This window comes from Mesomycoplasma lagogenitalium (assembly GCF_029854295.1).
GTDB lineage: Bacteria > Bacillota_I > Bacilli_A > Mycoplasmatales > Metamycoplasmataceae > Mesomycoplasma_A > Mesomycoplasma_A lagogenitalium.
The window spans coordinates 110,094-124,041 of the sequence record NZ_CP122979.1; the positions used below are offsets into that span (position 1 = coordinate 110,094).

At 23.3% G+C, this 13,948-nt stretch carries 11 protein-coding genes; 7 read left to right on the forward strand and 4 right to left on the reverse strand.

From position 1 onward, the window contains the following. The first annotated feature begins 17 nt into the window (after positions 1–17). The 4 genes from QEG99_RS00475 to pgmB are packed head-to-tail and all read left to right on the forward strand — an operon-like array spanning position 18 to position 6,697. Entirely contained in the window at positions 18–2,069 is a 2,052-nt protein-coding gene (locus tag QEG99_RS00475; RefSeq protein WP_280102053.1) for an alpha-amylase family glycosyl hydrolase, read from the forward strand. After that, on the forward strand, positions 2,062–3,696 hold the full coding sequence (locus tag QEG99_RS00480; protein WP_280102054.1) for an alpha-amylase family glycosyl hydrolase: 1,635 nt from the start codon (positions 2,062–2,064) through the stop codon (positions 3,694–3,696). The genes QEG99_RS00475 and QEG99_RS00480 overlap by 8 nt, the downstream gene beginning before the upstream one ends. Continuing rightward, positions 3,696–6,038, forward strand: coding sequence for a glycosyl hydrolase family 65 domain-containing protein (locus tag QEG99_RS00485; RefSeq protein WP_280102055.1), 2,343 nt, complete (start codon positions 3,696–3,698; stop codon positions 6,036–6,038). The genes QEG99_RS00480 and QEG99_RS00485 overlap by 1 nt, the downstream gene beginning before the upstream one ends. Further along, positions 6,032–6,697, forward strand: coding sequence for a beta-phosphoglucomutase (gene pgmB, locus QEG99_RS00490; RefSeq protein ID WP_280102056.1), 666 nt, complete (start codon positions 6,032–6,034; stop codon positions 6,695–6,697). Before QEG99_RS00485 ends, pgmB begins: the two co-directional genes overlap by 7 nt. A 195-nt stretch (positions 6,698–6,892) precedes the next feature. Here pgmB and QEG99_RS00495 read toward each other — a convergent pair whose 3' ends face one another. From QEG99_RS00495 to QEG99_RS00505, 3 genes are all read right to left on the reverse strand, one after another. Next, positions 6,893–7,297, reverse strand: coding sequence for a hypothetical protein (locus QEG99_RS00495; RefSeq protein WP_280102057.1), 405 nt, complete (start codon positions 7,295–7,297; stop codon positions 6,893–6,895). Positions 7,298–7,685: 388 nt separating this feature from the next. Next, positions 7,686–7,904 (reverse strand): hypothetical protein, encoded by a 219-nt coding sequence (locus QEG99_RS00500; protein ID WP_280102058.1) that lies wholly within the window; start codon positions 7,902–7,904, stop codon positions 7,686–7,688. Positions 7,905–8,351: 447 nt separating this feature from the next. After that, positions 8,352–8,633, reverse strand: coding sequence for a hypothetical protein (locus QEG99_RS00505; protein ID WP_280102059.1), 282 nt, complete (start codon positions 8,631–8,633; stop codon positions 8,352–8,354). A 586-nt stretch (positions 8,634–9,219) separates the two neighbouring features. Between QEG99_RS00505 and QEG99_RS00510 the strand changes: the two genes are divergently transcribed. The 3 genes from QEG99_RS00510 to QEG99_RS00520 all read left to right on the forward strand — a co-directional run bounded on the left by QEG99_RS00510 (position 9,220) and on the right by QEG99_RS00520 (position 12,697). Continuing rightward, positions 9,220–10,980, forward strand: coding sequence for a ribonuclease J (locus tag QEG99_RS00510; RefSeq protein ID WP_280102060.1), 1,761 nt, complete (start codon positions 9,220–9,222; stop codon positions 10,978–10,980). Between the two features lie 73 nt (positions 10,981–11,053). Continuing rightward, complete coding sequence (locus tag QEG99_RS00515) at positions 11,054–11,608, forward strand: hypothetical protein (RefSeq protein ID WP_280102061.1); 555 nt, start codon at positions 11,054–11,056, stop codon at positions 11,606–11,608. A gap of 573 nt (positions 11,609–12,181) precedes the next feature. Then, positions 12,182–12,697 carry a hypothetical protein gene (locus QEG99_RS00520; RefSeq protein WP_280102062.1) on the forward strand — a complete coding sequence of 172 codons (516 nt, stop codon included), beginning with the start codon at positions 12,182–12,184 and terminating at the stop codon, positions 12,695–12,697. Positions 12,698–12,770: 73 nt separating this feature from the next. Here the strand turns inward: QEG99_RS00520 and QEG99_RS00525 are convergent, their stop codons facing one another. Further along, on the reverse strand, positions 12,771–13,424 hold the full coding sequence (locus QEG99_RS00525; RefSeq protein ID WP_280102063.1) for a hypothetical protein: 654 nt from the start codon (positions 13,422–13,424) through the stop codon (positions 12,771–12,773). Between the last annotated feature and the right edge of the window lie 524 nt (positions 13,425–13,948).

Here is a 13,948-nt window from a genome sequence, read left to right on the forward strand (position 1 = left end):
ACATTAACAGGAGAAAAATGATTAAATATAACGGCGATTATTTAAAAGTTAGTAATAATGTTAAAACAATCGATGAAAAACTCAATTTGCAAAATAAGTATTTAGGTGTTCAAAAAGTAAAAAAGGGGTTTAAATTTACTTTTTGAGCACCATTAGCAAAAGAAGTTTATCTTGAATTATTTGATGAAAATAAGCAAAAATTGCAAAGTTTTTTGCTAAAAAACAATAAAGGTTTTTGAACTATTACCATAGCAAGTGCTTATGAATCAAAACTTTATTTATATAAAATTTTAAATAAAGATCAAAGGCAGTATCAAATAACTTTTGATCCTTATGCTAAAGCATTTTTTCCTTTTGATTGAAAAGGAAAAACAAAAGAAATACCCTATTCTGTAATTGTGGATTGACAAAAAATATTAGTAAATGAAATTCCTAATAAACCCTTAATTAGTAATTTAAATAATGGTGTCGATCCGTTAATTTACGAATTACACATAAGAGATTTTACTTCTCTTTTAAATCAAAATGATTTTAAAAATAGATTAGGAACATTTAACGCAGCAATTGAAAATAAAATTTTTGATTATTTAAAAGATTTGTCAATCACTCATTTACAACTTTTACCAGTTCATTCTATTTATACTATTAATAATAATGATTTAAAAATTTTAAATAAAAATCAAGGTAGTGGTTGAACAACAAATTACAATTGAGGCTATGATCCTTTAAATTATTTTGCACTTAATGGTTGATATTCTAATAATCCAAAAGATGCTCAATCATCTATTGGGGATTTTAAAAATTTTGTTAATAAGGCACATGAAAATAACATTGCAGTTATTATTGATGTTGTTTATAATCATATGATGTTTAATGATTTATTGGAAAAAATTGTTCCCAATTATTATTTTAGAAACAAAAGTAAAGTAAAACCAGTTGCATTTCCCGCATTAAATAGCGAAGCAAAAATGGTAAGAAAATTAATTTTAGATTCATTAATTTATTATGCAAAGTATTTTGGTGTTGATGGTTTTAGATTTGATCTTTCAACATTTATTGACAAACAAACGTTAAAAGAAATTGCTGTTAAATTAAGAAAAATCAACCCAAATATTATTTTGCATGGTGAAGCCTGACCTTTTAGTGATTTAGATTTTAATAATTCATGAACTAAAGGAATAAATGAAAATAAATATAAATTTGCTTACTTTAATGACACAATCAGAAATGCCATTAAAGGAGCAGATGATATTGCTAACAACGAAAAGGGCTTAATTTTTGGAAATTTTAACAAAATGGACGATTATATTTTTTCAGTTGTTGCAAATTTAAAAAATTTTAATTTTCCTAAAGAAATTTCAACTAAAAACAAAAATTATGAATTATTTACAAGCGATCCTTCACTAGCTTTACAATATGTTGCTTGCCATGATGGATTTACTTTATGAGATAAAATTAATGTTATTTCAGATCGAAATTTAAATGAAAATATTGCATTATATAAACAAGCATTAATGATGCAAATAACAAGTCAAGGAAGACAATTAATTTTAGCAGGAACTGAATTATTACAAACAAAACCAACAGATTTTTCAGGTCAACATGATAATCGAACATTAAAAATTTTAAATAAAAATAACATTTTAAATCAAGATGATAATAATGACCAAGTTTGTGATAATTCTTATAAAACTACAGATTATACAAACGGAATTAAGTGGAAACATTTAGATAATCAAGTTGTAAAATCGGAAGTTTTTAATTTTTTAAAACAACTTTTTACATTTAGAAACAATAGTAAATTTTTTAGATTAGATAGTGCTAAAAAAATTAATAGTGCCCTTAAATTTCTAAAAATTGAAACAGATTTTATAGCATATGAAATTAAAATAGAAAACGAAAAAGTTTTAGTAATTCATAATTTAAAAAACGATAATGTAAACTATTTAGTTGAAAATATGGAATTAATATTTTCTTCAAGAAGTAAAATTGATAAACAAAATATTTATCAATCTATTCCTGGTAGAACTTCTTTAATTTTTAAACAAAAGAAAGGAAAAAATGAATAAATATTTAAAAAAATGAGGTGAAAAAGTTGTCTATCAAATTTTTCCTCGTTCTTTTAGTGATTTTGACAACGACGGAAACGGCGATATAAAAGGAATTATTTCTAAATTAGATTATTTACAAGATTTAGGAATTGATGCAATATGATTATGTCCAGTTTATAAAACAGAATTTGCTGATGCTGGATATGATGTATTGGATTATAAAGAAATTTGAAAAACTTTCGGAACACTTGACGATTTTAAACTTTTAGTTCAAGAAAGCAAAAAAAGAAATATTGAAATAATTATGGATATTGTTTTAAATCACACTTCAAATAAACATCAATGATTTTTAAAGGCGATTGAATCAGAAAAAAATAAAGAATATAACTACTATATTTGAACAGATAAACCGGGTAATGAACAATCTATTTTCGGCGGAAGCGCTTGAGAATATGTTCCATCATTAAAAAAATATTATTTCCATTTATTTGCTAAAGAACAAGTTGATTTAAATTGAGGTTCTGATTTTACAATTAATGCTATGGCTGATGTAATTGATTTTTGATATAAATTAGGAGTTAAAGGATTTAGATTAGATGCCATTCAACATGTTCATAAAGAAATTAATGAAAATGGACAATTTACTCATTCCTTTGGTTCGCAAATGGTAAATTATCTACAAAAATTTTTAAACAAAATTTATGAAGATAAACAAGATATTTTCCTAATTGGAGAAGCTTCAGGAATTCAACCTAATACAGTTGTACAATATGGAAAGGGTGAACAAAAAATTGCAGATAATTTTTATAATTTTTCATTATGATACATCGGCTGAGGAAGAGAAACAGGAAGAAATGGTTATGATGCTAATTGATCGATAAAGCAATTTGCAAATCAAGGAGCAATTGAATATCAAAATAATGAAGAAATTGAAAATCATATGATAAGCAATTTTTTATCATCTCATGATACTTCAAGAGCTATTTCGCGTTGAGGAGATGAAAAATTATATTGAAATGAATCAGCAAAATCACTTGCTTTATACCAATTTTCATTAAAAGGAATTCAAACAATTTTATATGGTGAAGAAATAGGATTAAAAAATCCAATATTTTTAAATAGAGAAGAATTTAAAGATGTTGATGCATTAAATTCATATCGAATTTTTGTTGATGAAAAGAAAATTTATAGCGAACAAGAAATGACAAGATTTCACAATATTAACGGAAGAGATCATGCAAGAGTTCCGATGGTTTGAAATAAAACAATTAATTATGGTTTTAATAAAGGAACACAACCATGAATTAAAATGTCGGGAGATTATTTAAATTCTTCTGTACAAGAACAAGAAAATGATAAAGAATCTATTTTACATTTTTATAAAAAACTTATTAAAACAAGAAAAAAATATAAAAATCTTTTAATTGAAGGTAAATCTAAACTAGAAATACTAGAAAATGAAATTATTAAAATTACAAGATATGATGATCAAAATACTATAATTTCCCTTATCAATTTAACTAAACACGAAAAAGAAATATTAAATTTTTCATATCACAAAATAATTATGAGCACATATACTGATGGAAAGGAATTTAAAGGAACACTAAGACCGTATGAGTCGTTTATGTTTCTAGTTAAATAATGCCCAAACTAATTTATGATACTAAAAATTTTATTATTGAACAAAGAGGTTTTAACTCACTATTAACTAAAAAAAGTGAATCAATTTTTTCTCAAGGAAATGGATATTTAGGTTTAAGAGCGACAGACGAAGAAAAAAATGTTTACAACAAAGAAGATTTTTTTGTTAATGGAATATTTAATAGAGGCGATCGAACTGAAGTATCTGAACTTGCTAATTTAGCAGATTTATTAAAAACATCAATTTTTATTGATGATGAAATTTTTATGCTAAATAGAAGAATGAAATATCGTAAATCCTTAGATTTAAAAAATGGAATTTTAAAAAGAGAAGTAGAAGCAAAAATCAAAAATAAAAAATTTTTATTTGTTTTTAAAAGAATTGTATCCCAAACTAACAAACAAATTTATGCACAAACAATTGAAATAAAACAATTAACTGGTGAAAAAACTTGTATTAAAATTTTTCCAATGATTGATGGACAAACCACCAACAGTGGGATTCAGCATTTGGACGAAGGTAAAAAAACATTATTAAGCGAAAGTTTATTGCAATATCAAGAACAAACAAATCAATCAAATCATTGAGTAATTCATAATTTAAAATTAAGAGCATATGCTAATAATAAAATTTTAAAAAGTGGTAATGATGATTATGTTTTAAAAATGGCAAGAAGACAAGTAGGCTATTTAATTAAAAGTGAAGTTTCAGTTAATAAGCCATTTAAATTAGAAAAAATTATGTCAGTATCAACCTCGGTAGATAATGATGAAATTTTAAATTATGATAATGTTAAAGAAAATGCTGATAAATTAGCTAAAACAATTGAAGAAATAAAATTTAAAGATATTGAAAAACAAAATAAAATTGATTATGACAAAATTTATAAACAATTTGATGTTAAAATCGAAGGAAATAAAGAAGCAAAATATGATTTACTAGCACTAAAATTTAGCATTTATCATATGAATAATTTTGTACCAACCCATTCATCAAATATGTCTGTAGGAGCTAAGGGATTATCTGGCGAAGGATACCAAGGACACTGCTATTGAGATACAGAATTTTTTATTGTACCTAATTATTTATTTACTAATCCCAAAATTGCTAGAAATTTACTAGAATATCGTTATAAAGGAATTGAAGGAGCCAGAGAAAAAGCAGCTGAAGGAAATTATATTGGAGCACAATATCCATGAGAAATGGCGTGACCTACCGATGGAGAGGTAACTCCATATTGAGGACAACCAGACATCGTTACAGGAAAACAAATTCCAATTGCTTCTAGAAAACAAGAAATTCACGTTCCTGGAGATATAGCTTTTGCAGTTGATCAATATTTTCAAGTAACAAATGATCAAGATTTTATGAATAAAATGGGTTATGAAATGATAATTGATACTGCTATTTTTTGAACATCTAGAGTAGAGAAAATGGCTAATAATAAATATCAAATAACAGATGTAATGGGTCCTAATGAATATAAAGGAAATATTGATAATAATAACTTTATTAATTTAGTGGCTAAAAGAAATTTAGAATTGGCTATTGACTATATTAATAAATTATCATCTAATTCAGAGGGATTAAAAATTTTAGATGATATAAATAAAAAATTACCTTATAAATGAAATTTGAATTTAATGATTGATGTTAAAGATAATTTAATCCAGCAACTTCCTAATGAAAATAATATCATTGCAGAAAATGATCAATTTTTAAGTTTACCGAGAATGGATATTAGTGATTTTCAGTTATTAGGTGATGCAGGTAAAAAACTATTTAACACTAAAGAAGGACATAAAAGACTGGGCGCACAACTAGTTAAACAAGCAGATGTTATTTTATCAACATTTATTTTTAATGAACTGTTTTCTAGAGAAGTAGTTAGGGCAAATTTTGATTTTTATGAACCAGTTACTACTCACGATTCTTCTTTAAGTCCAACAACTTATTCTATTAAGGCAATTGATTTAAGAAAAATGGATATAGCTTATAAATTATTTAAATATTCATTAAATATTGATATGGGAACTAATTTTCACTCAGCGGATGCAGGTATTCACGCCGGATCACTAGCTGCTATTTGACAGAGTGTGGTTTTTGGTTATGGAGGATTTAGATTTTTAAATAAAAATGTTTATATTAGTCCGATTTTACCTAATCAGTGAACCAAATTAACTTATTCAATAACTGTTAAAAATACAAAATTAAAAGTTTCAGTCAATAAAAATGATTTTACAATTGAAAAAGTTTCGGGTAATGATTTAAAAGTTTATGTTAATGAACAAGAATATTTAATTTCAAATAAACATAATTTTAAGGTTATAACAAAATGATAAAGGGACTTATTTTTGATTTAGATGGTGTAATTACTGAAACTGCAACTTTACATTATCAAGCATGAAAGCAAGAAGTTAAAAAAATAAATCTTGATTATAGCGAAAAGCAAAATAGTTCACTAAAAGGTTTAAATCGTATTGATACACTAAAAGCAATTTTAAAAATTTTCAATGTTAATTTAGATGAATCGGAGATTTTAAAAATGGCTAATAGTAAAAATGAAATATATAAAAAATTACTAGAAACAGAAATTAGCGAAAAAAATATTTTACCTAACATTAAAGAATTTTTAATAAATGCTAAACAAAAAAACTTAAAACTAGCAATTGCATCTAGTTCCTATAATGCTCCTTTAATTTTAAAAAAAATTAATTTATATCATTTTTTTGATTTTATAGTCGATCCTTCTACTATTAATAACGGAAAACCAGATCCTGAAATTTTTTTAAAAGCAGCTAAAGAATTGAATTTAAAACCTGAACAGACAATTGGATTTGAAGATGCAATAGCAGGTGTTAAAGGATTAAAAGCTGCAAAAATTAATGCAGTCGCTATAACTCACAAAGAAAATGAAAATTGAGCAATAGCAGATTTAGTTTATGAATCAACATCTGATTTAGATCTAGATTTTATACTAAAACATTTTTCGAAAATATAAAATACAAAGTTAAGTGCAGAAAAAATAAACAAAATTTTAGTTATATTTTAATTAAAATAAAAAATCAATTAATAAAAGTATAATTCATATACATTTATTTAAATTTTAAAAAATTGACCGATAAAAAACACCGGTCAATTTTTTTATTGTCTTATAAAAGAAGTTTTTTATAAAAAACAATGTATCAATTTTAAATTACTTTTTTTCTTTATATTTTTTAATATCCTCTTCATGGAAAGATTTTAACATTTTAATGTCTTCTTTAATTTCTTTAATATCTTGGCTGTGTTCTTGCAAAATTTTACTGTGTTGTGCTTGAACAGTCTTAATCTCCTTGATATCTTGGCTGTGTTCTTGTAAAATTCTGCTGTGATCTGCTAGAACTGTTTTAATCTCCTTGATGTCTTGACTATGTTGTGCTTGAATAACTTTTATTTCCTTGATATCTTTACTGTGCTCTGCTTGAACAATTTTGATTTCTTTAATATCCGCAGAATTTTCATTAGTTTGTTTTTGCACATCCAAAAGTACATTTTGCATATTAAAAACTAAATTATATAAAGATTTAAGTGTGATTTTTTTCTCACTAGTTTCCTGCATTTTCAATTTTTCTCCTTCCATTATAATTCTACACTTTTTTCATCTTTAAAATCGATTTTACATTGATGTTTTTCATATTGTTTAATAATTTTAGTCGCTTCTTTTAATGAAACTAAAGTTTTATTATTTTTCATACAAACCTCCACATATAATGTCAATTTTTTACCATTTTCGTCAAAAAACGGAAAAATTTGGGAAAAACAGGCGATTTTTCCTAGAAAATTGACTATTAAATGGTGAAAATAAAAATTATTTTTGCATTAAAAATAATTTAAATTTATCTTAAAATTTAATAAAAATTGACTGAAGAAAAACTATCAGTCAATTTATTTTTATTTTGCTATAAAAGTAGCATTTATTTTATAAAAATTAATGTATCAATTTTAAATTACTTTTTATCTTTATATTTTTTAATATCGTCTTCGTGGAAAGATTTTAACATTTTAATGTCTTCTTTAATTTCTTTAATATCTTGGCTGTGTTCTTGTAAAATTTTACTATGCTCCTGTAAAATTTTACTATGTTCTGCTTGAACAATTTTGATTTCTTTAATATCGGCAGAATTTTCACTAGTTTGTTTTTGCACATCCAAAAGCACATTTTGCATATTAAGAACTAAATTATATAAAGATTTAAGTGTGATTTTTTCTCACTAGTTTCCTGCATTTTCAATTTTTCTCCTTCCATTATAATTCTACACTTTTTTCATCTTTAAAATCGATTTTACATTGATGTTTTTCATATTGTTTAATAATTTTAGTCGCTTCTTTTAATGAAACTAAAGTTTTATTATTTTTCATACAAACCTCCACATATAATGTCAATTTTTTACCATTTTCGTCAAAAAACGGAAAAATTTGGGAAAAACAGGCGATTTTTCCTAGAAAATTGACTATTAAATGGTGAAAATAAAAATTATTTTTGCATTAAAAATAATTTAAATTTATCTTAAAATTTAATAAAAATTGACTGAAGAAAAACTATCAGTCAATTTATTTTTATTTTGCTATAAAAGTAGCATTTATTTTATAAAAATTAATGTATCAATTTTAAATTACTTTTTATCTTTATATTTTTTAATATCGTCTTCGTGGAAAGATTTTAACATTTTAATGTCTTCTTTAATTTCTTTAATATCTTGGCTGTGCTCTTGCAAAATTTTACTGTGTTGTGCTTGAACAGTCTTAATCTCCTTGATATCTTGGCTGTGTTCTTGTAAAATTTTACTATGCTCCTGTAAAATTTTACTATGTTCTGCTTGAACAATTTTGATTTCTTTAATATCGGCAGAATTTTCATTAGTTTGTTTTTGCACATCCAAAAGCACATTTTGCATATTAAGAACTAAATTATATAAAGATTTAAGTGTGATTTTTTCTCACTAGTTTCCTGCATTTTCAATTTTTCTCCTTCCATTATAATTCTACACTTTTTTCGTCTTTAAAATCGATTTTACATTGATGTTTTTCATATTGTTTAATAATTTTAATTGCTTCTTTTAATGAAACTAAAGTTTTATTATTTTTCATATAAACCTCCACATATAATGTCGGTTTTTTGCCGTTTTCATTAAAAAATGGAAAATTTGGGAAAAACAGGCGATTTTTCCTAGAAAATTGACTATTAAATGGTGAAAATATTGATTATTTTTGCATTAATAGGTGATCGATTTAATATTAACATTCATCATATATTTCAACATAAACTGTAATACTATTTTAAAAAATGTATATTTTTATATTTGATTTTTTTTATTTATTAAATATTAAATTCAAATATATTAATTGTTGAATAAACATTTTTTAATAATTTTAAGTTTTATATTTTGCAAAATCATTTTTTTTTGTAAAATAAAAAATAAGAAATTGTTATCAAGCAATTTATAAAGTTCATTTTAAATTATTTATATTATTAGGAGAATAATGAAACCAACAAAATTATTTGCATTGGGTGGAATGCAAGAAATCGGAAAATCAACATTAGTTATTGAATATAAGGATGAAATAGTAGTAATCGATGCGGGAATTAAATTTGCAGACACTTTTGCTACAGGAATAAAAGGAATCATTCCAGACTATAGTTATTTAAAAAAGAATCAACATAAAATCAAAGGCTTATTTATTACCCATGGACACGAAGATCATATTGGGGGAGTTACTTATTTAATTCAAGAAGTAGATATAGCAAAAATATACGCTCCAAAAATTGCGATTCAATATTTAAAAGCTAAATTTGAAGATCGTGGAATTAGAAAAAAAGTTGAGTATATAGAAATTGAAAGAGATAATATACATAAATTCAAAGAAATTGAAGTAGATTTTTGAACCGCTCAACATTCAATCCCTGATGCCTTTGGAATTAGAGTAAAAACACCAAATGGATCCATTATGTGCACCGGTGATTTTAGATTTGATTATACACCAATCGGTAATTTAACCGATTTTTCCAAATTAGAAAAAATAGGAAATGAAGATTTAACTGTATTACTTTCAGATTCAACTAATGCAATGAGACCTTTTCACTCACCTAGTGAAAAGGATATTTTAAAAGATATAGAGAGCCATATGGTTTCGGCTAAGAAAAAAATTATTATTACCGCATTTGCTTCTAATTTAACTAGGGTAAAAGTAATTATTGAATTAGCAGCAAAACTTGGTAAAAAAGTTGTTACTTTCGGCCGTTCGATGGTAAGTGGGGTGCAAATCGGGAGAAAAATGGGCTACATTGATGCTCCCAATGATGTTTTTATTGATAAAAAGAGCATTTCTAAATATCAAGATAATGAACTTGTGATTTTAACAACTGGTTCACAGGGTGAACAAATGGCTGCTTTAACACGAATGTCAATTGGAAAACATCCGCAGGTTACTTTAAAACATGGTGATATGATAATTTTTTCTTCTTCGCCTATTCCTGGAAATAGAATCAAAATTGAACTTTTAGTAAATAGACTTTATAAATCTGGAGCTATTATTAAAGAAAATGGGGCCGATGGATATTTACACACTTCAGGACACGCTTATAAAGAGGAGCATGAAAAGATTTTTAAATTAACAAAACCAACTTATTTTGTTCCTTATCATGGTGAATATCGTATGTCTGTTGTCCATGGTCAAACAGCGGTTGAAAATGGTGTTGATCCTAAAAATATAATTATTCCAAGAATTGGTGAAGTACTTTATTTAGTTAATGGTAAATTAACTAAAAGTGATGAATTTATTAATCCAGGACCTATTTTTATTGATGGCGATATTGTTTCTAAAGTTAATTCAGCATTAATTAAAGAAAGAACAGCACTAGGTGAAAATGGGTTTGTTCATGTAGTAATTGCCATTGATAGAGTAAAAAATATTATTGTCGGAAGACCTAGAATTATTTCCAGAGGTTCATTTTATGTTAAAACCTCCAATGATTTTGTCGAAGAAATAAAAAGAATAGTTCATGGAGCAATTTTATTTACTATTAAAAATAAAAACGATTGAACAGTTCCTGAGTTAAAGCAATTAATTAAAGATCGTTTAATTCCATTTTTTTATAAAGAGAAACGAAGAAATCCAGTTATTTTATCAACTTTTTTATTTGCAGATGATAGGAGCAACCCATTAGATGGATTTTTAAAAGCTGAAGAAATGGAAGAAGTTGAATTTCCTGATGATGAAGAAGATATGGATGAAGAGTGATAAAATATAACTTATATTTTAAAATTTAAATATTTTTTTATCTATTTTATTTATTTTATAATAAAATTTATTTAGTATGAAAATAGAAAATGAGAAAATTATTCAATATAAATTTATAAAATACATAGGAATGATAGTTAAAAAACAACACTTTTTATTTATAGGTACAACTATAGTAATACTTATTCCAGCGATTCTTCCGGCGTTTTTTGTTTTTATTAAAGGTGACCATATGACTGAAAAAAATTTAAATATATATATTTGGACAATATCTGTATTAGTATCCATTTATATGATTTTAAATATTTATTATATGCTTGCAATTGAAAAAAAGAAGGCATTAAAAACGGTTTTAATAGAAAATAATTTAGAAAAAGCGATTAAAATATTAAAATGAAATATTTTTATGTGATTTATCTCTAAAGACAAAATAAGAAAAAAAATAGAAAATGTAAAAATCGATTATGCACATAATTTTAATTATATTAAAAAAGGTATTATATGCACCGTTTATTCTTGACAATACTTTTTCTTAAATGAAAAGAATATGAATTTAATTAATGAATGAATAGAATTTGCAAGAGAATATCAAACATACAATGATAATTTAAAATCAAATAAAAAACTATAAAATTTAATTTATATAAAAAATAAAGCGGATATAAGTTTCTATCCGTTTTATTTTTTTTAATTACTAATTAAAATAAAGTATAGATTAATTATCAAATTTTATTAAGCATTTTAAATTTTGAGTATAATTTAACTCAATGCAAAGGATAAAATTAAAAGCCATTTTATTAACTTTTGTAATTATAATATTGATAAATCATACTTTATTAAAGTTATATTTTTTTTAATTTAAATTAAATGTTTTTTATGTCTTATATTCTGCTTGGCTAAACATAAAATATAAATATTTTAATAAAACATCATTTTATATATTATTTTAAAATATGTTAGAACTCTTAAGTTTTTCAACAACAAAACATAGTATCTTATTATTTGGATCGTTATCTGACAATCAATTACGCTCCCTGTTTAATATAAAATGAAAACCTCTTTTTAATGTTATTTTTTTAATTTCAACTTATAAAAAAATAATTATATTGTTTTCTATATTTTTTTTATATAATTTTATTAAGAAAGAAAGTAATAAATGTGTTAAATTTTATTTAAAATATTTCTATTAATTTGGGAGGTTTTTATGAGTGATGAAAAAATTATTCAATATAAATTTATAAAAAATCTTGGAAAAATAATCACTGTTCAATATTGAATATTTTTTAGTTTGCAAATTATTTCGATTTTTCTTACTTTTATTTTTACTATTATAAATAAAAATAATTGAACATCAACAATTATTTGGGCAATATGAATTCCCTTTTCTATTATTCACTTAATTTTAACCATTATTAATCAGTTTGGATGAGAACGAAAAAAATCATTAAAAATTATTTTATTTGAAAACGATCTAGAAAAGGCTATTAAAATATTAAAATGAAATCCTCTTATGATGTTTTTAACAAGAAAAAAAATAATAAAAATTATCGAAAATACAGAAATTAATTATTATGATGATTTTATCTATATTAAAAGAGCAATAATAAATAATTATTGATTTAAACCAATTATTTTTAAAAATGAAGAAAATGTAAGTGAAATTAAAAGATGAATAGACTTTTCAAGAGAATATTATGAATTAAAAACAGAAATAAAATAAAAAAATAGGTTTTTCAAAATAAAAGAAAGACCTATTTTTATTTAACTATTAAAATACAAATTTTATATTCTGTTTAATATAATGGTTTGAAATTAAAAATATTTTTATTAACTCTTGTAATTATAACTTGTGATAAATCGTATGCTAATAAAATGAAATTTATTCATCCAAATTGAAAAAGAATTATATATGGTATTATTTGGCTTATATCTTGTTTATGTTTGGGTAAATAAAACAGTATTCAAAAAGATAAAAAACTTAAAATCAAAATAAATACATAGAAAAATGATAATTTTCTAAATTCAGTTGCAAATAAGAAATCTCTTTTAAAATTTTCGTTAAATTCTCAAAAATCAACCATTTTTTTAATTCTTTTTTCTTTAACAAATAAAATATTTTTATTTTCTAACAATATTTTTTGCAAAGTATTTTTATCACTATTTAAATTTTTTGAATTTATTTCATTATCATATAACTTCATAGAAATATGTGATAATTGTATATTTTTTACAAAAAGTCAAATTGTTAATAAAAGTGTATAAATTGTTCACATAAATGTAAAATAATATGATTTTTTTTCAAATAAATTATCTATGTAATTTCATAAAGAAAAAGTTAATATTATAAATAGCAAAGTAATTGAAATAAAATAAATAAATGTACTTCAACCATGAATTAATCTTCTTAAAAATTGATGTAAAAAAATCTTTTTCTTTTCATAGTTCATCTGATGATCCTCCCCTTATAAAACACAAAACAAAAGGCGAAAACAATTTTATTGATAAAGTAGCTAAAATCTAATAGTTTTGATAAACGAAAATAAATTCAATATTAATAACCGTCTTCTTTTTTATCTTTTATTATGTCTATATTTAAATTATAAAATATAAAAAACGAACAAATTAAACTTTTTTAAAAGTTAAATTTTTGGCTTAAATATTAAAATATTAAAATTGATATTTGCATTATCATTTATAATGTGATAAAATTATAGGCTAAAAATTACTAAAAAATAATTTGAACATATATTTTAGTTATCTAAAGTTATGTTTGTAATAACATATTAAATTCTAAAATATAAAATTTCAACTAAAATTAATAATGTAAAAACAAAGAGATTATGATTAAATATTGCTTAAATTATACTAAATTTTCTTTAAAAACATAAATATTTGTATTCATTTTTTTAATATGTTTTAAAAATAAATAATATTACTTTTTTTTTTTTTAATTAGAGCAAAACAATTAAAT